This is a genomic window from Desulfitobacterium hafniense DCB-2, from assembly GCF_000021925.1.
In the GTDB taxonomy this organism is placed as follows: Bacteria; Bacillota; Desulfitobacteriia; order Desulfitobacteriales; family Desulfitobacteriaceae; genus Desulfitobacterium; species Desulfitobacterium hafniense.
In genome coordinates this window covers 2,906,178-2,925,783 of the sequence record NC_011830.1, presented here as the reverse complement: position 1 = coordinate 2,925,783, position 19,606 = coordinate 2,906,178, and the positions used below count along the sequence as shown (strand labels likewise).

Genomic DNA, 19,606 nt, shown 5'->3' with positions numbered 1-19,606 from the left:
GTGTAATTTACTCATGAAAGGGAAATTCTTAATGAAATCAATGAATATTCGTAATATCGCCATCATCGCTCACGTTGACCACGGCAAAACAACCCTAGTCGATGCAATGCTCAGACAAAGCGGAACCTTCCGCGCCAATCAAAATGTTATGGAGCGGGTTATGGACTCCAATGACCTGGAACGGGAGAGAGGGATTACCATTCTCTCCAAGAATACAGCGGTCAATTGGTTGGATACAAAAATCAATATTGTGGATACACCGGGTCACGCCGATTTTGGCGGTGAAGTGGAACGGGTCTTGAAGATGGTGAACGGGGTGCTCCTGATTGTGGATTCCTTTGAAGGGCCCATGCCCCAAACACGCTTTGTGTTAAGAAAAGCTTTAGAGCTGAAGCTTGTTCCCATCGTTGTGATTAATAAGATTGACCGTCCTGATGCCCGTCCTGCTGAAGTGGTGGACGAGGTCCTGGATTTATTTATCGAATTAGGTGCCGATGAGGAGCAACTGGATTTCCCCGTGGTCTACGCTTCGGCCCGGGATGGGTTGGCCGGACTGGATCCCGACCAGCTTACCGATAGCCTGGAGCCTCTTTTCAGTGTGGTGCTGGAGCATATTCCCGCGCCCAGTGTGGATGTGGAAGCCCCTCTGCAGCTCCTGGTTACCACCCTTGATTATGACGACTATGTAGGCAAGATTGTGATCGGGCGCATTGTCCGGGGCAAGGTCCGCCAAGGAGAGAATATCGCCCTGATCAAACGGGATGGTGTTTTGGAGCGGGCCAAAATCGGCAAAGTCTATACCTATGAAGGGTTGAAACGTATCGATGTGCCCGAGGCAGAGGCCGGCGAAATCGTGGCCCTCACCGGCTTGACCACTGCCAATATCGGGGAAACCGTAGCCGATGCCAATAATCCGGAAGCTCTGCCGGTGATTGAAGTGGATGAACCCACTTTGAATATGAATTTTATTGTTAACAACAGCCCTTTTGCCGGACTGGAAGGGGAATTTGTGACCTCCCGCAAATTAAGGGAGCGCTTATTCAAGGAGATCGAGACCAATGTGAGCCTTCGTGTGGAAGAAACGGATTCGGCGGATTCCTTTAAAGTATCCGGCCGGGGAGAGCTCCATTTATCCATTCTAATTGAGAATATGCGCCGGGAAGGCTATGAGCTTCAGGTTTCCAAGCCCGAGGTTATCTATAAGATGATTGACGGGGAGAAATGTGAACCGATTGAGTATCTTATCTGTGATATTCCGGAAACCGCTATGGGTACAGTCATTGAATTGCTGGGGAAACGGAAAGCGGAAATGATCAATATGGCCCATATTTCCCAGACCCAGATACGGGTAGAATTCAAAGTTCCCGCCCGGGGGCTGATCGGCTTTCGGGGGGATTTCCTGACCGAAACCCGGGGCGAAGGGATCATGAGCCATGTTTTCCACGGTTATGAGCCCTATAAAGGCGAAATACCGGGCAGAAGCCGGGGGGTTTTGATCGCGTTTGAGACCGGCGAGGCGACAACCTATGGGCTGCATTCCGCTCAAGAACGGGGCATCATCTTTATTGACCCCGGTACCAAGATTTATGAAGGCATGATTGTGGGGGAAAGCAACCGGGAACAGGACATCGAAGTCAATGTGGCCAGAAAAAAACATGTCACCAATATGCGTGCCAGCAACTCTGAGGAAGCCCTTCGTTTGGAGAAAGCCAAAGTCTTTACCTTGGAGCAGGCCCTGGAATATATTGATGATGATGAGTTGGTGGAGATCACACCGAAGAGCGTTCGCTTGCGGAAAAAGCACCTCGACAAAAATGCCCGTGTCCGCTATGCCAAATCCCTGGCTTCCAACAGCGCAAAATGAGCTAATAATTAAGACACCTTTCCCGTCTTGCTGCGTATAGTAGTAAAGACGGGAGGTGTCACATCTTATGGGAATACGCATTACCTTTCCGAGTGAAAAGAATCAGGCTCCGATCGTCCAAACACCACGGACTGAGAGAAATGCGGCCATCGTGGATTCATCTTCTGAATTATCCCGTGGACGCAAGGCAGCTCATCATTCATCGGAAAACGGTACCATGGCTGAGATTATCGCTGAACTCAATGCCCTCGTGGGCTTAAGCACAGTCAAACGTCTCATCCACGAGATTCAGGCTTACATAGAGATTCAAAAGAGACGGACACGGGAAAAATTAGTGGCGGAGCCCTTGGTTCTCCATATGATTTTCCGGGGCAATCCGGGAACAGGCAAAACCACGGTGGCCCGTTTAATCGGCAGACTTTTTAAAGAAATGGAAGTTCTGCAAAAAGGGCATATTATTGAGTGTGAGAGAGCGGACTTAGTGGGGGAATACATAGGTCACACGGCGCAAAAGACCCGGGATATGGTTAAAAAGGCTTTGGGAGGGATTCTCTTTATCGACGAAGCCTATTCTTTAGCCCGGGGCGGGGAAAAGGATTTTGGCAAGGAAGCCATCGATGCCTTGGTGAAGGCTATGGAGGATCATAAGACTGATCTTATTCTGATCCTGGCCGGTTATAAACACGAGATGGAATGGTTTTTACAAACCAATCCCGGCTTAAGATCCCGCTTTCCCATCCATATTGATTTTCCCGACTATTCCATTGAAGAGCTGCTGAGTATCGGCGATTCCATGCTCAAAACACGCCAATATCAGTTCACCGCTGAAGCCCGTGATGTTTTCCGGTTTATGCTGCAGGGAGTGCTGAATTCCCATCCGTATGCAGGCAATGCCCGTTTAGTGCGCAATATGGTTGAGAAAGCTATTCGCAAACAAGCCGTACGGCTCTATGCCAAACCCACCTCATCCCGGGAAGAACTCATGGGGATTCTGCCCTGTGATTTAAATCTGGATGACGATGACTTGAAATGAAAGAAGCCGAGTCCTTACTGGACAGTGACATATACAGCGGAGGTTCAAATGGATATTTTGGGTGATATCTCTGGGATCCGCGGAACCCAGCTCAAAGAACTCAAGGATTTGACTTCGCTCCGGACGGATCGTCCGGAGCTTATCCATGATGATTTATTAATGGGAATCTGTCGTCTGACCAGCCTTTGGAATAAAGAAATTGCTCTTTATATCAATCGCTCGGGAATGGTCATTGCTGTGGCCATCGGACAGCATGCAGCAGTTAAACTGCCCCCTCTGCCAGCCCGGCAAGCGGGGCGTTTGCGCTGTCTCCATACCCATCCCAGCGGCAATCCTCAGCTCAGTCCTATGGATCTGAGCGCCCTGAGTTCTGCCGGGCTGGAAAGCATGAGCAGTATCGGGGTCAGCAATGGGCAGATTACCGGAGTTGAAATCGCCTTTTCAGGAGATTCAGACTATCAAATCCTGGCCCTAAACCCTAAGGAATTTGTGAATTTTTCTTACGACGGGGCAGTCAACGATTATCGCTCGCGCCCTGCCAGCCCAAGCCTCAAGGTCTCGGAACAGGAGAAAGCTTTTCTGGTCGCTTTGGAGGAAGAGGAATTAGGGCTTGAGCTGCTGACCGAACTGACTGAACTTGCTCACTCTTCAGGTGTTGAGGTAGTGGGGCAGCTTCTTCAGCCCAAACGGTACGGGAGCCCGGTGAGTTACCTGGGCAAGGGCAAACTCCAGGAGATGACCCAACACTTGCAAAACAGCGGCGCCAATGTTCTGATCTGTGATGATGAGCTGTTACCTGTGCAACTGCGGACTTTGGAGCAGGCTACCGGGGTTAAGGTGCTGGACCGCACTACGTTGATCCTGGATATTTTTGCCCAGCGGGCCAAATCAAGAGAAGGTAAGCTTCAGGTGGAATTGGCCCAGCTTAAGCATCTGCTGCCCCGTTTAACCGGTCAGGGACTCAGCCTTTCCCGGCTGGGCGGGGGAGTGGGAACCCGCGGCCCCGGAGAATCCAAACTGGAAATGGATAAGCGGCGGGTAAGAAAGAAAATTAATCTCTTGGAAAATGAACTGGGTGAAATCCGCAAAACCCGTACGACCCAGCGGCGGCAAAGAGAAAAAAGCGGCATCCCCCTCATCGCTTTAGTCGGTTATACCAATGCGGGGAAGACCACCTTTTTGCAAAAAGCCATGGAGCAGACCCGTTCCAAGGGGGAGAGTGTTAAGGGAGAGGACAAGCTCTTTGCCACCCTTGATCCCATCGTGCGCGGGATACGCCTCGATCAAAGGACGGAGATATTGCTTAGTGATACGGTAGGTTTTATTCAGAAATTGCCTCATCAACTTCTCCACGCCTTTCTCGCTACTCTGGAAGAGGTGCAGAATGCCGATGTTTTAATTCATGTCCTGGATGCCAGCCACCCCAGAGCTCTGGAGCGCGCCGATACGGTTCATAAGATTCTGGAGCAGCTGGAGTGCCATCATAAACCACGTCTTACCTTACTGAATAAAATCGATCAGCTGGATCATCCTTCTGATTTAAGCCGCTTGGCTCAGGAGCTGTCTCATCCCATACCGATGTCCCTTATTGCCAACACTTCACTGACTCCTGTCTGGAATAAAGTTCTTGAACTTCTCTAATGCAGTGACAGACTTCAGTCGGCAAGGCAGTGGAGTGGGAGGTAAAGGAAGATGGATACAGCGAGGAGGTTTCATCATTGTTTTTGGATCATCTGCCCAGCAAAATTCTCGAGGCGAAAAATCAGGCCGAGCAGCTTTTAACGCTGCAGGAAAAGCCTATTCTTGATATTGCCGAATACAATCATGCCAAAGTCTTGGCAGCCTTTCAGGAAGAAAGGGTAAGCACCTATCATTTACAGGGCACCACAGGCTATGGCCTGGGGGACAGCGGCAGAGAAACTCTGGACCGGGTGATGGCCCGCATCCTGGGCACGGAAGCCGCTTTGGTGCGGGGACAATTTGTATCGGGAACCCATGCCATTGCCACAGCTTTATTCGGTGTTCTCCGGCCTGGTGATCATTTTATTTCCGTTACGGGAGATCCTTATGATACTCTGGAAGAGGTGATTGGCATCCGGGGAACAGGGCAGGGGAGCCTTAAGGATTTTGGGGTATCTTATGACTCGGTTCCTCTCAGTGAAGAAGGAACTATTCAGCATTCTCTGGTAAGTCAAGGGATAAAGCCCAACACAAAAATGCTTATTCTTCAGCGTTCCCGGGGCTATGCCTGGCGCAATTCCCTTCCTATGGAGCAAATCGCCGCCTTTGTGGCTTATGTCCGGGAGCATTTTCCTCATCTGATTATTTTTGTGGATAATTGTTACGGTGAGCTTGTGGAAAAATGTGAACCCGGGGATGTGGGAGCCGACCTCATGGCGGGATCCCTGATTAAAAACCTGGGGGGAAGTTTAGCTCCCACAGGAGGATATATTGCCGGCAGACAAGAGCTTGTTGAGAAAGCCGCCTGCCGCTTAACTGCTCCGGGGATTGGCGGCGAGGTGGGAGCGACCCTCAGCTGGCAGCTCCAGTTCTTCCAAGGACTGTTCTTCAGTCCTTTGACCGTAAGTGAGGCGATTCGGGGAGCGATTTTTTCCGCTGCCTTTTGGCAGGCCTTAGGGTTCGAAGTCAATCCTCTTCCCGATGCCCTGCGGACGGATCTGATTCAAGCTGTTAAACTCAATTCCCGGGAGGCGATGATTGCTTTTTGTCAGGGCTTCCAGAAGGGTTCGCCTGTTGACAGCCATGTCCTGCCCATTCCGTCGGGAATGCCGGGGTATGAAGATGAAGTCATTATGGCCGGGGGAACCTTTATCCAAGGTGCGACCAGCGAATTCTCCGCGGACGGCCCCATGCGTGACCCCTTTATTGCTTATCAGCAGGGTGGGGTTTCCATGAATTATATTAAGTTTGGGAATCTATTAGCGGCTCAAAAACTTTGGGAACAGGGATTACTAAAGTGAGGTGCACACCATGGGAAACGAACAGGATATCAACGAACAAGATATCAAAGTAAAAGCGAAGAGTATGTTTAAAACTATTATTGAAGTCATCGAGATTGTGATTATTGCCTTTGCCTTGTCCTGGGTCATTCGCACCTTTGTGCTGGAGGCCAGATTAGTCCCCACCGGCTCTATGCTGCCGACGATTCAGCTCCAGGACCGGATTATTGTCGATAAGTTCTTTTTTAAGCATTTTGGTGATTTTGAACGAGGGGATATTATTGTTTTTCATCCGCCTTCCAGCGCCCACTCTTCCGACGATTTTATCAAACGTTTGATTGCTTTGCCGGGAGATACCATTGAGATCAAGGATCATAAGACCTATATCAATGGCCAGGAAGTGGAAGAGCCTTACGTTATGGAGCCTCAAATTAAAAATCTTGAGCCTTTGGTCGTTCCGGAAGGTTCCGTTTTTGTTATGGGAGATAATCGCAACAGCAGTGCCGATTCCCGGGAATGGGGTTTTCTGCCGATTGAAAACATCTCCGGGATGACGTTATTTCGTTATTGGCCGCTTAACCATATTGGAACAATCGATTGATTGTGGCAGCCTTTTCACCCCTGTGCATATAGTATAGAGTAAACCTGTTGCTTGGCTTGTGCAGCTTTATGTACATCCGTACACACCTAAGCACTGTTTTCAGGTTTTCTGGGCTATTTTCTAAAATAGAATAGAGAGGATGGGTACGCCAATGACACGGCAAAAGATTATTATTCTCTTCGGAGGTCAATCCGGAGAACATGAGGTTTCCCTGAACTCTGCCAGTTCTGTACTTAAGGCCATCGATCAAGAAAAATATGAGATAGAGACGATTGGCATTGCCAAAAACGGCCAATGGCACTGGGGAATACGTCCTGAACAATGGCAGCAGGACCCCGCGCTGGAGGGTATTCCTGTCATTCTTGCCCACGATCCTACGAACCCCCGCTTTATCGCTTTAGACGGCAGTTCCCTTCCTCAAGATGGGAAGTTTGCTTTGATTTTCCCCGTTCTTCACGGACCCTTCGGAGAGGATGGGACCATTCAGGGCTTGTTTGAAATGGCCAATATTCCTTACGCCGGCTCCGGAGTTCTCGGCTCCGCTCTGGGTATGGATAAAGACCGTATGAAAGCAGTTTTTACCGAAGCGGGCCTGCCCCAAGCCCCTTATATCACCGTACTTAGAACCATGCTCCAGAAACCGATGGAGCAACTGCTGGATAATATCGAACACTCTTTGGGTTATCCTTGTTTTGTCAAGCCTGCCAATTTAGGCTCCAGTGTAGGCATTTCCAAAGCACGGAACAGGGAGGAGCTCATCCAAGCCCTCCAGCTTGCTGCGGAGTACGATCGCAAACTGGTCGTAGAGCAAAATATCGTGGGACGCGAAATTGAGTTGAGTGTCCTGGGCAATGAGGATGCCCAAGCCAGTATCCCGGGAGAGATTCTTCCCGCCAAGGATTTTTATGATTATGAAGCCAAGTACATCGACACCGGCTCTCAGCTGGTGATTCCCGCTCCTTTGGCTCCCGAGGTCGTCAGGAGTTTGCAGGAAAAGGCTGTTGCCGCCTTCAAAGCCGTCGAAGCCTGCGGCTTAAGCCGGGTGGATTTCTTCGTCACGGAGGGCGGTCAGATCTACATCAACGAAATCAATACCATGCCGGGGTTCACTCAGATCTCCATGTACCCTAAGCTTTGGGAAGCTAGCGGCATCCCTTACACCGAATTGATCACCCGCTTGATCGAACTGGGCTTCCAACGCTTTAGAGACAGCCGTTCCCGGAAAATATCCCGTTAGTATATCGGTATACAGCCCTGAAAGCCGTTTAGTCAGCGGAGTTCAGGGTTATTTTTATACCATTCGCCTGCTCTTTTGGTCGTATATCACAACGGTTACCATTGAAACAAGAACAATCACAGTATTTGCGGCAATTGTTCCCGCCCAAGTCATCGTCATGGTGCCAAAGAGGGGAGATACCGCATTGAACATGGTGTGGAATAATACGCACATAAACACACGGCCTTTTCCTGATATTTTGTAGATTGCCCCGTTGAAAAACCGAAAGGCCATGAGTTGAACTGCAAACATCCAAAAGTTAATGAGGCCCTCGCCATGATTCGTCCCCGGAATGAAGAAGAGAGGGATATGCCATAAAATCCAAATGATGCCAACAAAAAGAGAAGATAGAACAAAGCCATATTTTTTGTCAAGCTCAGGCTGCAATACGTACATCCAGCCAGCTTCCTCCAAGCCGCCGATAATAAGATTACCAGGCAGGGAAAGGAAGAACGTATAAAATGGCAGCACCATTGCCGTGGGGCCTGAAACTGCAATATGTATCAAAAAATAGAGTGCAAGCCCTGCAACAACGAACAAATAGAGAGAGATGTTATTTTTGGCGTAAAAAACAGTTTTCAACCATTCCTTAAAATCTGCTATTTTGTTATTTTTCTTGAGAACGATATATGAAGCAATAGCAGGCGACAAAATATAGATTGCAAAAGGAATATTCATCCCAAATTGCTGTAACGAGTGAACCCAATTGTGAACCGAATATCCGAATTGCCCAAGTGCAATCAAAGCGCCTGATACAAGATAGGCTATGCAAAATGTCAGCGTCGTAAATTGTATGATGATTTTTTTGTCTATCATGATTTCTTAACCTCACAGTTCCCTTGCTGCCATTGCAAAGTTCGCTCCGCACAAATATAAATTTAATAGATCCATTCTACCATAAAAATCCTGCCTGTCATTGTACTTTCATAATAAAAAAGCAGACATCCACCCACATCAGTGTGGAATGGAGGTCTGCTTTTGCTGTCCCTGTAGTTTATAAATCAGTGTAAAATACGAAATACCCCAATAACTTTGCCCAAGATAGTGACATCCTGAGAGTAGATAGGCTCCATATAAGGGTTTTCAGGTTGCAGGCGAATCAGTGTTTTTTCCTTGTAGAACCGTTTTACCGTAGCTTCTTCATCAATCATGGCCACGACGATCTCGCCATTACGGGCTACTTTTTGCTGGCGTACTAAAATAAGATCCCCATCCATAATTCCCGCATCAATCATACTTTCGCCTTTGACTCTCAGCATGAACACTGTGTCTGAGTTAACCACATCAACAGGAAGCGGGAACGTATCTTCGATATTCTCCTGGGCTAAAATAGGCTGCCCGGCGGTTACTTTGCCAATGATGGGGACAAAAACAGTCTTTTTCTCATTAGCATCACTGGAACTGTCTAATATCTCAATGGCTCGAGGTTTGGTGGGATCGCGACGTATGTACCCCTTTTCCTCAATGGTCTGCAAATGCCCGTGAACAGTGGAACTGGACATCAAGCCAACGGCGTCGCCTATTTCGCGGACAGAGGGGGGATAACCCTTTTCTCGAATAACCCGTTTAATATACTCCAAGATATCGGTCTGTCTCTGTGATAAATCTGGATACACCCAATTTCCCCCTTTCATATGTTCTAAACCTATTTTAGCATTAAATATTCTTCTGTGCAAACAAATGTTCGAAAAAGTATTGACGAATCTTCCTGGTCTCCTTTATACTGTTTTCAAGAACTTATGTTCGTATTTATTTAGTTTTAACAGGAACATAGAGGGGGATTAATATGAGTGCTTGTTCTTCTTCCGTCCGGAACTACAGAGGCCATTATAGAAGCTATCGGAATTATCGAATGAAACAACTGCAAAGGCAGCTGTGTTCTTATATGCTGCTTTTCCTCATGGTCTTTGGCAGTATGGGCTGGTTCTTCTGGGACTGGAGCCAGGCAAACAGCAGGGTAGAGGACCTTGCTTTCCAGCCGCAAATCGTTCAATCCGGGGACACTCTTTGGTCCTTGGCTGAGAACTCCGGCCTGCAAATCGATACCCGTACGCTTGTTCTTAAAATTATGGAATACAATCAGCTCACAGATACTACCATACAAACCGGTCAAGTGATTTATACTCCGATCTTAAAGAATCAGCCTTAGTTATACTTCTAATCCGACCTTTCCCCCCATATTATGCATTGTAGAGAGGGGAGAGATGAATGAGGACGCGCAAAGGCCTTAAACCGAGACAAAAGCACTGGACTTTGTTCCTGAAGCTGCTTGTGGTCATTCTGATCAGCGCAGTTGCCTGGAAGGGCATCCATAAGCCCCCCAAGATCTCTGCTGATATCTATCCTTATCTCACGAATCTGTCTGCTGAACTTGTGCTGCAATGTCAGAAAGAAGGGGAGGGGATTTCTCCTGAGGCTTGGGCGGATTTAATAGCTGTACGAAGCACCGTTGAAATAGATGCAGAGCATTACCTCATCCAACAGCTCCAACAGGGCATAGGGCTTCAAGACATTGTTTGGAAAAACAAGGAAATCCAAATCAGTGAAGATGTTGTTCGACAAATCCTTGAGAGGCGGCAGATTCTTTTAACTTATCCCTTTTATGAGCCGGGCCGTTTTGCTTTTCCGGTGATGGGTCAGGTCTGGTACATGGATACCTTTGGGGCAGATCGGGAGGGTGGAGCACGCAGACATGAGGGAACGGACATTTTTGGCGCAGAAGGCATTCCCATTATCAGTGCTGGCAACGGCAAAGTTGAGAAGCTGGGTTGGAACCGCCTTGGCGGAGAACGGGTAGGGGTTAGGGGAGAAGATGGCAACTATTATTACTATGCTCATCTAAAGGCTATAAACCCTCAACTCCGGGAAGGCCAAGAGGTTAGGAAAGGGGATTTTTTGGGGACATTGGGCCATACGGGGGATGCTCTGACAACTCCGGATCATCTGCACTTTGGTATTGAACTTCCTAATGGCGAGTGGGTGAATCCTTATCCGTTCCTATATATCTGGCAGCAAAGTCAGAGTTAGAAGCAGAACAACCCTATTACCAACCAAATTGCCAATTGGTTGGTAATTTCATGATGGTCTTGCCCTTAGGGTTAAAATTCATTATTATATAGAGAGGTCGATATTGTCCAGTACATCTTATCATCTTATAAAGAAGGCAAGATATGAGTAAAAAATCAAGGAAAAGAGTTTTCCTTACGTTTTTAACGATGATTGCGACAGCGGCAATCGTTTTAACCTTTTTTCCAGGTTTGTTGGATCGAACGGGTTTAGCGAGTACCCTTCATACTCTAAGTTCTAATCTCTTAAACGGTCAAGAGAACCCGGATAAAGGGGCATCTCTTGACAAAGGTGCCGGAAAGAGCAACCTCAACCTGACCAAGACATCCCAGAGTCAAGTGGATGCTAATCAATTTACGCCTCCTGAAGACTCCAGCTATCTTATGCTTAATTTACAAACAGGGGAGAGGCTTCTGGAGAAAAACGGGGATACACACCGGGCGCCTGCCAGCACGGTAAAACTTTTAACCGGGCTTCTTGTTCATGAAAAGCTGCAAGCGGATGAGCTCATTACCTTAGGAGAGGAAGTTAAGGTGGAAGGCTCTGTTCTTGGCTTTAAGCCTGGGGATAAGATCCTTGTCAAGGACTTGTTTACGGCAATGTATGTATACAGTGCCAATGACGCCGCCAATGCCTTAGCTGTGGCAGCTTATGGCACTAAGGAGCAGTTTATTCAGGCCATGAATAGTTATGCCGCTGAACTCGGTTGTCAGGATAGTCAGTTTAAAACAGCCGATGGTATGCCGGCAGAAGATCAATATACTACTGCCAAAGATTTAGCCATTATTGCTGCAAAGGTAACGGAAACCCCTGTGCTCATGGATTATATCAATCAAAAAAAGGCATCGGTAGAATGGACCGATGCCAACGGTTGGAAGCAGGTCCGGGAAATCTCCAATACGAATCAACTTTTAGGTATTTATCCGGGAGATCAAGGGCTTAAAACAGGGACCACAACCGAAGCCGGCCAGTGCCTTGTAACATATATCACAAGTGAGGACGGCGACCTTTTATTGGTCCTATTAGGCAGTAAGCAGCGTTATACGGATACTGTTGAGTTATTGGACCAAGGAATGGCTAAGATACGAACACGGTCGGCCTTAAAAAATATTTTAAGCAGTCCGGATGCGTTTTATAATATACCAGGATTTTTTGTACCGTAGTCTAAGCTGACTAGGGTCAGTTTATTAAACATGGGAGTGCTGAATCATGAAACAATACGGTGAATCTTGTGTCCTTGAGAATCGACTCTGTACTGAATGCGGTGAATGCGACCGCTGTGAATTAAACAGCGAAAAAACCTGTGATAATTGCTGTCAGTGTATAGAATCTACAGCTGACTTTGCGGGCATTGAAATCGAGGAAATTATAATCAACACTGAAGATATTAGAACGAAACATCCCGTTAAAACGTTTAGAATTAAAAACGAAGACAATTAGTTAACTCTGAGCTCAATAGCTTATTTATGCTTATTTAAAGACCTTCCCAAATGACAGACAGGAACTCAGCTAAGGGAAGGGTCTTTCTTTTTTTATTTTGGGTCCTATAATAGATATTATGTAAAGCTGTCAGCATACCCGTGGAGGGGTATACTAATTCTGAATGAAATCCCTTTTCACGCTAAAACTCACACTAACAGTTCCATATTTACGAATACGATTCATTACAGTAGTTGGTGAAACCCCAACCTGCTTAGCTATTTCTCGTGAAGTATATCCTTGCTTATAAAGATCAAGAATCAAATTTTCGTTAAGATTTTTCTCAGGTCTGGCCATGAAAATATTCCCCCTTGCACTAAAAATTTAGCACAACTCTACAGGGAATATCTATTATAGGATTAATACAAATATAAACAATTATTGGCCAATTGACAAGTAACTTTTTTATTTTTTCTGTTTTTCTTTCAAAACATTACTAATCACCTGATAAAAACCCAATATCTTACAACAAAAAAAAAAAAAAAAAATAAACTCTGCACTAAATATCGTTTTAATACAGAGTAGTGCTCTTTTTCTTTTAGGCCTTATCCGGAGTTTATGCGCGCGCAGTCCCTACCAATCACAGGTATTCCTTTTAGGTTGCCCTACGCCCTTCGGGCTACCCAGCCGGGACATGCGCGCGCATATCGGGGTATTCCTTTTCCGTCTGCGGCCCCTGTGTCGCCGCCTGCCATTCCCGGGGAAGCTCTGCCGGAATGTTTCCCTTCGTTGCACTACGGTCAAAATTCCTTTGTCGGCACTATGAGGTCCTTGGTTACGAGGAACACTCTCTCCCCTCTCCCGGCCGGGAGAATCAAGTGAGGCTAGCTTATGGCTTGGTAGGGTTAGGCGATGCTAAGAACTAATTATTATATAAGTTACAAGTGAAGTAGTAAGTATTACCTGGGGCCGGGGAACGTCGGAGCCGACAAGCCAATCACGCTATGCGCGCTCTCAACCAAGCAAAAACCTCTACTTGAGTCTACGAATGGATCACCAAAGGGAAAGGCAATGTCGGCGATTAAAAACGACCTCCCCCACTCCATCCATGAACACAGTCAGAAACCTGTTTACGCCGGGACAGGGGCTGGCAAAGGTCTACAAAACACCGCGCGGCTACAATTCGCTGTCGCTCATTTCCGGGGGACTTCCCCCGGCCCCCTGAAGGTGTACGAACGTTGAAAGCAAAAAGAAGAATTTAATTCGGAAAACACAGCAAAAAGACCACGGCAGCACTTATCCCAGGAGCAGGATCACCGCCGATGGGAGCGAGCCTGGCAACAAAAACCCGAACAATAAAAAAATCGACCTGGGATTACCAGGCCGAATATGTATTGCATTACAAAGCTTTAATTTTGTTAATTTCATCATCATGCCTAACAACTTCTTTGTCCAAATCTTTAACAGCTTCCCATGTGAGTTTTTGCATCCTAGAAACCTGCTTAACTTCATCAGAAACGCGATCGATTTTATCATTTAAAGTTTTCATTTCCGAACGAAAAGCCCTGTCCATTGCCGTTAGTCTCTCTAAAATTAAATCAGCTTTATCCAATGCCTATCCCTCCTGAACTTTATATTACACTAATTCCCACAAGGATACAATTCAATTATCTCTCCATCCTTATAAACAAAACAAATAGAACCCCCAACCATATCTATAACTTCAACTGAATATCTATCTTTAAGTTTTACAGAAATGCATGTAATATCAAAAATTTCCTCTATAAACCTCAAAACCTTAAACTGCTCTACAGTCTCAGCTTTAAAATGCATGATAACCCCCTTAGAACAATTTGTGAGCATCCTTAAAACCCTTACAAATCCACTCTATACGGTCCGCATCACCAGAGCAGAGCATCCGCAGGAGTTGACCTGGAGAACTCAAACCAAGACGTTCAACGACCTTATTCAAGACATCCTGATCCTCCTTGGAGATAGAAACAGTAATACGTGGCAAAGTAGCCATAGAAGACACCTCCAGAAACATTTTACACACATTATAGCATAATGCCAGCAATTAATCACGCTGAAGCAACTCCCCATCCAGCAATGCAACCATATTACGCAAATTGTCAAGAGAAAAACAATCAAAAGAAACAGAAGAATCACCAGAATACTGTAAGAATCGGCATAACAAACCATTTTCAAAGAAAAATACTTCACTTAGAAACTTATAACTAACAACCTTCAGAAGCTTAGATGATACCCCCAGTTCCTCATTATGACGAACATACGAAGTAATCCTTTCCTGCATTTCCGGTGGTAATCCCTTAAGTTCTTCCATGAAAAACAACTCCTTTCTCATGAATTAAGTATATCATAATGCTAGCATGTTGTCAACTTACAAGCTAGCATTATGACAGTATTTAAGCATCATTTTCATTAGCTCTTCTTAAGATTTTTCGAATCAAAGACTTAGGATAAAACGAATAAAAGGTTTTTATTGCATCCGGGGATGTGTGCCCCCCCGACACGTCGGGGGACCCCCCACCCCCTCCTGATAGCTCCTCTTGGAGCTCCTTGCCTTTAACCAAACCAAACCACTTACGCTCTCGTTTATAGCGGGGCCTGAGCTTAGCCTTGAACTCCTCTAGCTCGAAATCTATGATTTCGATATCAGGCGGGACCCACCAGGAGTCAAAATACTTGAAATAAAGCGGCCGGAGGAAAACCCTCCAGGAAAACGGCCAGCGGAATTGGTACTCATCAATAATTTGTTTGGTGACTTCATCAATACCCACTTTCTTTTTTATGGGCTGGATGAGCGTAAAGAAAGGCAAATACCGCAAAAGATAGATTTGCGTGTAAAGCCGGCGGAGAGTGACGTCTACATCATCATGGCTTTGACTCACGACAATAATGGTCGATTTATAATGACGAATCAGCTTCAAGTATCTGATTTCATGCTCCGTAAGATTCATCTTGCGATTGTTATATTCAATGCTCCCCTCATCAATCAGGAGCAGAGTATCAGCCATGGCAGCGCGCTTGAGCAATGCCCTGAAATTAGGCTCATAAATCACGCCAGAGATAACAGCATTGGATACGATATACCTATACTTGCTCTTACCCTTATCCATACGCTTTAGCTCCGCCTGGACAAGTTTTGACAGGTACGTTGTCTTCCCGGTGCCGATGTTAGCGAAATACAGCACGACACCATTCGGTTCCGGCGGGGCAGACACCCAAAAAAGAAAAGCGAGAATAGCGACCAGGACCAAAACAAAGCCCAAAATAAATCACTCCCTAGATATAATAAAGGGGGAAAGCAAGCCTTTCCCCCACCGGAATTAAATAAAACGTTTGACAAGACCAACTCCGGCCCCGAGAAGACCAATACCAACCGGAATGAGCAGTAGAGGCTGAGCAACAATAACGCCAACAATAGTCGTAACAGTACCTGTAACAGTAGACACAACAGCCTCAACCGAGGTCATAATAGCTTCCATCAAGTTCACCTCCTCCCCATCTGGAATATAATTTACCGCCTGCGGAGCCAGGAACCAGTGACCCAGTAAAGGACTTCTTCGAGGATAACCAGGACAATGGCTAACGCATAGAGATAAATAAACGGAGTATTAGGCATGAGGTCTAGGATATCCGTCAGGAGTGAGATAATGAGCGCTATAGCATCGGTCATGATTTTCCCCTCCTTCGAAATGCCCTTTGGAATTGCAAAATAACCGCGAAGATAAAGCAATAGAAGACCAACAACAAGATGCAAGCAGTTTTATAGGCTGTGGCCTCAAAGCCCTCTGGAGGTGTACCAACGAGGCTGATGACAACATCAACGATTTGCATCTACTCACCTCCCCGGCCGAAGAGTTGACGAATAAGCACAATAACGATAAGGATAAAAAGGAAGTATTGCCAGAGGGTGAAAGATATTGTAGAACTGACAGGGATGGTGTTAGACAAGATGTCCCATACACCATTGAAGATGATTTCCAGAGCCTGCAGCACATCCTCACCCCCTCATCACGCGCATAACAGTAAAGACCACAACAACCATAAAGAGCATGATGAGAGCAGAGGAAAGTTCTGCGGGAAGGAAAGCGAAAATTGCTCCGAAGAATCCACTCACGGAGGCAACCCAACCGGAGGAGGTCTGAAGCCATTCAACAAAACCGGAAAGGGATTCGCCAATGAACCGGAACGGAGCCGTGATATAATGCTTGACGTAATCGAGAGAATAGCTGATACTCCCAAGGACACCATCCTCATAGTCATCACGCTGGGGAGTTTCATCGACCGGAGGCTCCGGTTCTGGGGGCTGGATGGGCTGCCCTGTTCGATCGTCGATACCATCACCGTCTTCATCAACGATACCTGTAAAGCGCTCTACAGTAAGATGATTGGCTAGAGTCTTGTATTTGTATGAGACGTTGAAGCTTATGGTATTTACCCCTATTTTCACGCCGCGCTCAAAGGTAACGATGCCCCGCGCCCATCGCTGGCCTGTAGAGTCCATCTCGAAGTTAAAATCATGAGAGATGACCCGGCCAGTACCCTCCTGGCCACCAAGGACCTGGAGGGCTATATCTTCCTTCTCTGCTGATAAATCAACAGGCATATTATACATGACGCGAAACTGCCAGGTAGAGGGAGTATCTTTATAGCCAGAAGATGGACTTATAAATGTTACGCCCTCTCCGATAACAGGGACATTAGGAGGGACATACTGTCCGTCCTCGATTGTTCCCATCTCGCCAACAGGAATCGAATCGACACCATCAGTAAGATCAAAAGTTGAAAACAATACACTTTGAATGCCTTCATTATATAAAGCAAGGCTTTTAACCCAGCCACTAACAAGTCCGGTGCAGGAACTAAAATTCCATCCACCACCTGTATTGATATACTGAGTCAATTGGAGATTACCATTCGTACTATAAAGAGAAAGCCTCATATTACCGTATTGATCTGTGTATATATCCTGTACTACTATAGTGCCTGGCCCCTCAATAACACTGAAAGTATAATCATTGCTAACTTTAGTCATGATCAATCCCTTAAGGGGGTACTCATTATGCTGGGACAACACAGAACTAAAATCAGGATAATCTGCCGCAAAAACACCAGGAGTCACCAACATAAAAAGGAGTGTCAATAAAATTATTTTATACCGCAAAGCTCACACCGCCTTAATCCACGAGGACAAGGACACCACCTTGATAACCATAGAGAACACCGGAGAAGGTCACATCTTCCCCTTCCTTGGGTAATTCGCGGCCATCATTTAAGATACGAACCTGAGCAAAACCAGCACGGTTCCCCTTTTGCTGAAGAAGCTGAAAAGTCACATTAGGTTTGCCCTTATAATCCCCTTCCACCTTACCTACAACGCGACCAGTGACCGAACCATACGTTACCATTGCCATTTTTAATTACCACCTTTCAATTATTTATCATCTTCATTACAACGAATTCTTTCATCGAATTCATCTGAACACGAGGGTTCTTCGTAGTACGCATCATCCAAAGAACCTTCTAATTCCTTAATCTCTTCACACGCATCATTCAAAGTAGCTTCCAATTCACGAATACGACTAACAAGAGCAAAGACCAAGTTGTCACCGACCAAATCTCTCCATGACTTCCCATGGCGAAGAGCCTCAAAAGAAAATTTACCTAGACCTTCCTGAAGGAGAATGGTGTACTTACCATCCTCCAAATCTAAACGATACAGAGCGAACACCTCCCTTCATCCCGTTTTAAGCAGAATTGAGCGACACTCTTTTGTTTCGCCCGCCACATCAAATGTGGAAATTTTATCAAAGAACACATTGTCCTGGGACAACGGAAGCGACCGGAGGAAGTCTTCGTACGCAAAGTAGTCTTGGAGACATTGCATGTAAAAATGGATTACCTTCCTGGACTTCTTGAAATCCCGGTCCAGGGATGTGCTGCAAAGATAAGACTTTGCATTGTGGCCCTTCTTTGTCACGAAGGGATCTTCCATGGATTTACCAAGGTACTTCAGGCAGTAGTTAATGGCCTGAAGTCCTTCCACGAAGCGAAAATCAGCAGTACCCTTCTTGACCAGGCTAACCCAGAGCTTGTGAGCTACCGCCTGTGGTATGTACCGATTAATCAGTAGATGATAATGCACCGCCCCCCTCTTCTGGCGTTCACGAACGCCAATGTATTTAAAATCAGGATAATGGTCACGTAGACCAAAAATGAATTTTTTAAAAAGGCCGTCAAGCCTCTCAAAATCACCAATATTCTCTTGAGTAGTAAGAGTCATAAGCCTAGTCAGCTGATTATGTAATGCAACTCTCCGGAGCGTTTTTTTTGCTCTAGCAATAGCTATACCGCGATCACGTGCAGATACCTCATCTGAGTTCTTCCCTACCCGGCCAGGAGTCTTCTTACGAAATTGACCATCTGAGCGATACGTGTCAAAATCGTCATAAATAACAAGTTCCTGAACCCCTGCTTGTTCAAAGTTGTAAACATGTACCGTTTTAAGTTCTAAGCGAGTTACAACATTTGACATTAAAGACATGAACTATCCTCCAGAAATCAATTCGGTGGCCGTCGATATTTCGGGATTAACACCACTTCCCCCATTCCATCTTTCGAGATGAGGATTAGACACCACGCGCTATCCGTTTAACCTGGACCACATTACCAGACACCACCATCCAAACAAAAAAAGAAGGGAAAAAATCAAATGAGTCCTATTTTAAGATATTACATATCCATTTCTGGTCAACATGTCCAGGAATAGATATTATGTAAAGTAAAATAATATAAAAGAAATAGCCGGCCAGAGATCTCTGGCCGGCTATGTATTATAGTTACAAAGCTTTAACCTTGCTGTCGATAGCCCGAAGTTCATCGCTATGTCTGATTACTTCCTTATCCAGATCCTTTACAGCTTCCCAGGTAAGTTTCTGCATCTGAGCAACATGATCTACCTTATCATTTAAGGATTTCATTTCTGCTCGTAAGGCTCTATCCATTGAGGTTATTCGGTCCTCCGTCGATGTCATACGAGCCTCCATGGAGGTCATTCTTTGGTCCATAGATGTCATACGAGTCTCCATGGAGGTCATTCTTTGGTCCATGGATGTCATATGAGTCTCCATGGAGGTCATTCTTTGGTCCATGGATGTCATATGAGTCTCCATGGAGGTCATCTTTGATGTCAGTTTTTCGTCCAGAGATTTGATTTCAGCCTTTAAAGACGTATCTATTGAATTTATTCTTTCAAGGATTAAATCAAGTTTATCCATGATCCATTCCTCCCATTTATTACATATTAACATAATTGCCCAATCCATACTAGCAGTATTTTTGTAATCGTACATCAGGTGAC

At 46.0% G+C, this 19,606-nt stretch carries 26 protein-coding genes; 11 read left to right on the top strand and 15 right to left on the bottom strand.

Annotated elements, in window-relative coordinates; all coding sequences use genetic code 11:
- The first annotated feature begins 31 nt into the window (after positions 1-31).
- The 6 genes from typA (at position 32) to DHAF_RS13630 (ending at position 7,695) form a co-directional block, all read left to right on the top strand.
- The gene (typA, locus tag DHAF_RS13655) at positions 32-1,864 is read left to right on the top strand and encodes a translational GTPase TypA (protein WP_015944189.1); all 1,833 of its coding nucleotides are present in this window, start codon (positions 32-34) and stop codon (positions 1,862-1,864) included.
- Between the two features lie 67 nt (positions 1,865-1,931).
- Positions 1,932-2,897, top strand: coding sequence for an AAA family ATPase (locus DHAF_RS13650; RefSeq protein ID WP_005811577.1), 966 nt, complete (start codon positions 1,932-1,934; stop codon positions 2,895-2,897).
- A gap of 48 nt (positions 2,898-2,945) precedes the next feature.
- Positions 2,946-4,538, top strand: a complete 1,593-nt coding sequence (gene hflX / locus DHAF_RS13645; RefSeq protein WP_011459781.1) for a GTPase HflX — start codon at positions 2,946-2,948, stop codon at positions 4,536-4,538.
- A 77-nt stretch (positions 4,539-4,615) separates the two neighbouring features.
- Positions 4,616-5,878 (top strand): methionine gamma-lyase family protein, encoded by a 1,263-nt coding sequence (locus DHAF_RS13640; RefSeq protein ID WP_005811572.1) that lies wholly within the window; start codon positions 4,616-4,618, stop codon positions 5,876-5,878.
- A gap of 10 nt (positions 5,879-5,888) precedes the next feature.
- The gene (gene lepB, locus DHAF_RS13635) at positions 5,889-6,458 is read left to right on the top strand and encodes a signal peptidase I (RefSeq protein ID WP_005811571.1); all 570 of its coding nucleotides are present in this window, start codon (positions 5,889-5,891) and stop codon (positions 6,456-6,458) included.
- Between the two features lie 151 nt (positions 6,459-6,609).
- Entirely contained in the window at positions 6,610-7,695 is a 1,086-nt protein-coding gene (locus DHAF_RS13630) for a D-alanine--D-alanine ligase (protein ID WP_015944188.1), read from the top strand.
- Positions 7,696-7,749: 54 nt separating this feature from the next.
- On the opposite strand, the gene DHAF_RS13625 is transcribed toward DHAF_RS13630, so the two are convergent.
- Positions 7,750-8,550, bottom strand: a complete 801-nt coding sequence (locus tag DHAF_RS13625) for a CPBP family intramembrane glutamic endopeptidase (protein ID WP_015944187.1) — start codon at positions 8,548-8,550, stop codon at positions 7,750-7,752.
- Between the two features lie 185 nt (positions 8,551-8,735).
- Positions 8,736-9,350 carry a transcriptional repressor LexA gene (gene lexA, locus DHAF_RS13620; RefSeq protein WP_011459777.1) on the bottom strand — a complete coding sequence of 205 codons (615 nt, stop codon included), beginning with the start codon at positions 9,348-9,350 and terminating at the stop codon, positions 8,736-8,738.
- 170 nt (positions 9,351-9,520) lie between these two features.
- On the opposite strand from lexA, the gene DHAF_RS13615 reads away from it, so the two are divergent.
- The 4 genes from DHAF_RS13615 (at position 9,521) to DHAF_RS13600 (ending at position 12,240) form a co-directional block, all read left to right on the top strand.
- Positions 9,521-9,883 carry a LysM peptidoglycan-binding domain-containing protein gene (locus DHAF_RS13615; RefSeq protein WP_015944186.1) on the top strand — a complete coding sequence of 121 codons (363 nt, stop codon included), beginning with the start codon at positions 9,521-9,523 and terminating at the stop codon, positions 9,881-9,883.
- A 59-nt stretch (positions 9,884-9,942) separates the two neighbouring features.
- Positions 9,943-10,761, top strand: coding sequence for a M23 family metallopeptidase (locus tag DHAF_RS13610; RefSeq protein ID WP_015944185.1), 819 nt, complete (start codon positions 9,943-9,945; stop codon positions 10,759-10,761).
- 143 nt (positions 10,762-10,904) lie between these two features.
- The gene (locus DHAF_RS13605; protein WP_015944184.1) at positions 10,905-11,963 is read left to right on the top strand and encodes a D-alanyl-D-alanine carboxypeptidase family protein; all 1,059 of its coding nucleotides are present in this window, start codon (positions 10,905-10,907) and stop codon (positions 11,961-11,963) included.
- A gap of 46 nt (positions 11,964-12,009) precedes the next feature.
- Positions 12,010-12,240 carry a hypothetical protein gene (locus tag DHAF_RS13600; protein ID WP_015944183.1) on the top strand — a complete coding sequence of 77 codons (231 nt, stop codon included), beginning with the start codon at positions 12,010-12,012 and terminating at the stop codon, positions 12,238-12,240.
- Between the two features lie 153 nt (positions 12,241-12,393).
- On the opposite strand, the gene DHAF_RS13595 is transcribed toward DHAF_RS13600, so the two are convergent.
- The 8 genes from DHAF_RS13595 to DHAF_RS25895 form a co-directional block, all read right to left on the bottom strand.
- Positions 12,394-12,576, bottom strand: a complete 183-nt coding sequence (locus tag DHAF_RS13595) for a helix-turn-helix domain-containing protein (RefSeq protein WP_015944182.1) — start codon at positions 12,574-12,576, stop codon at positions 12,394-12,396.
- Between the two features lie 1,042 nt (positions 12,577-13,618).
- Entirely contained in the window at positions 13,619-13,831 is a 213-nt protein-coding gene (locus tag DHAF_RS13590) for a hypothetical protein (RefSeq protein ID WP_015944181.1), read from the bottom strand.
- A gap of 29 nt (positions 13,832-13,860) precedes the next feature.
- The gene (locus tag DHAF_RS13585) at positions 13,861-14,052 is read right to left on the bottom strand and encodes a hypothetical protein (protein WP_015944180.1); all 192 of its coding nucleotides are present in this window, start codon (positions 14,050-14,052) and stop codon (positions 13,861-13,863) included.
- 10 nt (positions 14,053-14,062) lie between these two features.
- Positions 14,063-14,245, bottom strand: a complete 183-nt coding sequence (locus tag DHAF_RS13580; RefSeq protein WP_015944179.1) for a hypothetical protein — start codon at positions 14,243-14,245, stop codon at positions 14,063-14,065.
- A gap of 51 nt (positions 14,246-14,296) precedes the next feature.
- Positions 14,297-14,563, bottom strand: a complete 267-nt coding sequence (locus DHAF_RS13575) for a hypothetical protein (RefSeq protein ID WP_015944178.1) — start codon at positions 14,561-14,563, stop codon at positions 14,297-14,299.
- An 82-nt stretch (positions 14,564-14,645) separates the two neighbouring features.
- Positions 14,646-15,512, bottom strand: a complete 867-nt coding sequence (locus tag DHAF_RS13570; RefSeq protein WP_015944177.1) for a hypothetical protein — start codon at positions 15,510-15,512, stop codon at positions 14,646-14,648.
- A gap of 57 nt (positions 15,513-15,569) precedes the next feature.
- A complete protein-coding gene (locus DHAF_RS25900) occupies positions 15,570-15,728 on the bottom strand; it encodes a hypothetical protein (RefSeq protein WP_015944176.1) in 159 nt (52 codons plus the stop codon).
- A 32-nt stretch (positions 15,729-15,760) separates the two neighbouring features.
- A complete protein-coding gene (locus DHAF_RS25895; RefSeq protein WP_015944175.1) occupies positions 15,761-15,919 on the bottom strand; it encodes a hypothetical protein in 159 nt (52 codons plus the stop codon).
- A gap of 26 nt (positions 15,920-15,945) precedes the next feature.
- Between DHAF_RS25895 and DHAF_RS25765 the strand changes: the two genes are divergently transcribed.
- Positions 15,946-16,269, top strand: a complete 324-nt coding sequence (locus DHAF_RS25765; protein ID WP_148213289.1) for a hypothetical protein — start codon at positions 15,946-15,948, stop codon at positions 16,267-16,269.
- On the opposite strand, the gene DHAF_RS13565 is transcribed toward DHAF_RS25765, so the two are convergent.
- The 5 genes from DHAF_RS13565 to DHAF_RS13545 form a co-directional block, all read right to left on the bottom strand.
- The gene (locus tag DHAF_RS13565; RefSeq protein ID WP_015944172.1) at positions 16,247-17,410 is read right to left on the bottom strand and encodes a hypothetical protein; all 1,164 of its coding nucleotides are present in this window, start codon (positions 17,408-17,410) and stop codon (positions 16,247-16,249) included. The genes DHAF_RS25765 and DHAF_RS13565 overlap by 23 nt on opposite strands.
- 13 nt (positions 17,411-17,423) lie before the next feature.
- Positions 17,424-17,660 (bottom strand): hypothetical protein, encoded by a 237-nt coding sequence (locus DHAF_RS13560; protein ID WP_015944171.1) that lies wholly within the window; start codon positions 17,658-17,660, stop codon positions 17,424-17,426.
- Positions 17,661-17,680: 20 nt separating this feature from the next.
- Positions 17,681-17,977 carry a hypothetical protein gene (locus DHAF_RS13555; protein WP_015944170.1) on the bottom strand — a complete coding sequence of 99 codons (297 nt, stop codon included), beginning with the start codon at positions 17,975-17,977 and terminating at the stop codon, positions 17,681-17,683.
- 6 nt (positions 17,978-17,983) lie between these two features.
- Positions 17,984-18,790, bottom strand: a complete 807-nt coding sequence (locus DHAF_RS24755) for a rolling circle replication-associated protein (protein ID WP_015944169.1) — start codon at positions 18,788-18,790, stop codon at positions 17,984-17,986.
- A gap of 295 nt (positions 18,791-19,085) precedes the next feature.
- A complete protein-coding gene (locus DHAF_RS13545) occupies positions 19,086-19,523 on the bottom strand; it encodes a hypothetical protein (RefSeq protein ID WP_015944168.1) in 438 nt (145 codons plus the stop codon).
- Positions 19,524-19,606 lie beyond the last annotated feature (83 nt).

Coding starts and splice junctions, on each gene's coding strand:
- DHAF_RS13545 (WP_015944168.1), bottom strand. CDS start 19,523: ATGGATAAACTTGATTTAATCCTTGAAAGAATAAATTCAATAGATACG.
- hflX (WP_011459781.1), top strand. CDS start 2,946: ATGGATATTTTGGGTGATATCTCTGGGATCCGCGGAACCCAGCTCAAA.
- DHAF_RS13595 (WP_015944182.1), bottom strand. CDS start 12,576: ATGGCCAGACCTGAGAAAAATCTTAACGAAAATTTGATTCTTGATCTT.
- DHAF_RS13625 (WP_015944187.1), bottom strand. CDS start 8,550: ATGATAGACAAAAAAATCATCATACAATTTACGACGCTGACATTTTGC.
- DHAF_RS25895 (WP_015944175.1), bottom strand. CDS start 15,919: ATGACCGATGCTATAGCGCTCATTATCTCACTCCTGACGGATATCCTA.
- DHAF_RS13650 (WP_005811577.1), top strand. CDS start 1,932: ATGGGAATACGCATTACCTTTCCGAGTGAAAAGAATCAGGCTCCGATC.
- DHAF_RS13560 (WP_015944171.1), bottom strand. CDS start 17,660: ATGGCAATGGTAACGTATGGTTCGGTCACTGGTCGCGTTGTAGGTAAG.
- typA (WP_015944189.1), top strand. CDS start 32: ATGAAATCAATGAATATTCGTAATATCGCCATCATCGCTCACGTTGAC.
- DHAF_RS13610 (WP_015944185.1), top strand. CDS start 9,943: ATGAGGACGCGCAAAGGCCTTAAACCGAGACAAAAGCACTGGACTTTG.
- DHAF_RS13600 (WP_015944183.1), top strand. CDS start 12,010: ATGAAACAATACGGTGAATCTTGTGTCCTTGAGAATCGACTCTGTACT.
- DHAF_RS13615 (WP_015944186.1), top strand. CDS start 9,521: ATGAGTGCTTGTTCTTCTTCCGTCCGGAACTACAGAGGCCATTATAGA.
- DHAF_RS13580 (WP_015944179.1), bottom strand. CDS start 14,245: ATGGCTACTTTGCCACGTATTACTGTTTCTATCTCCAAGGAGGATCAG.
- DHAF_RS24755 (WP_015944169.1), bottom strand. CDS start 18,790: ATGTCTTTAATGTCAAATGTTGTAACTCGCTTAGAACTTAAAACGGTA.
- DHAF_RS25900 (WP_015944176.1), bottom strand. CDS start 15,728: ATGGAAGCTATTATGACCTCGGTTGAGGCTGTTGTGTCTACTGTTACA.
- DHAF_RS13630 (WP_015944188.1), top strand. CDS start 6,610: ATGACACGGCAAAAGATTATTATTCTCTTCGGAGGTCAATCCGGAGAA.
- lepB (WP_005811571.1), top strand. CDS start 5,889: ATGGGAAACGAACAGGATATCAACGAACAAGATATCAAAGTAAAAGCG.
- DHAF_RS13585 (WP_015944180.1), bottom strand. CDS start 14,052: ATGCATTTTAAAGCTGAGACTGTAGAGCAGTTTAAGGTTTTGAGGTTT.
- DHAF_RS13575 (WP_015944178.1), bottom strand. CDS start 14,563: ATGGAAGAACTTAAGGGATTACCACCGGAAATGCAGGAAAGGATTACT.
- DHAF_RS13605 (WP_015944184.1), top strand. CDS start 10,905: ATGAGTAAAAAATCAAGGAAAAGAGTTTTCCTTACGTTTTTAACGATG.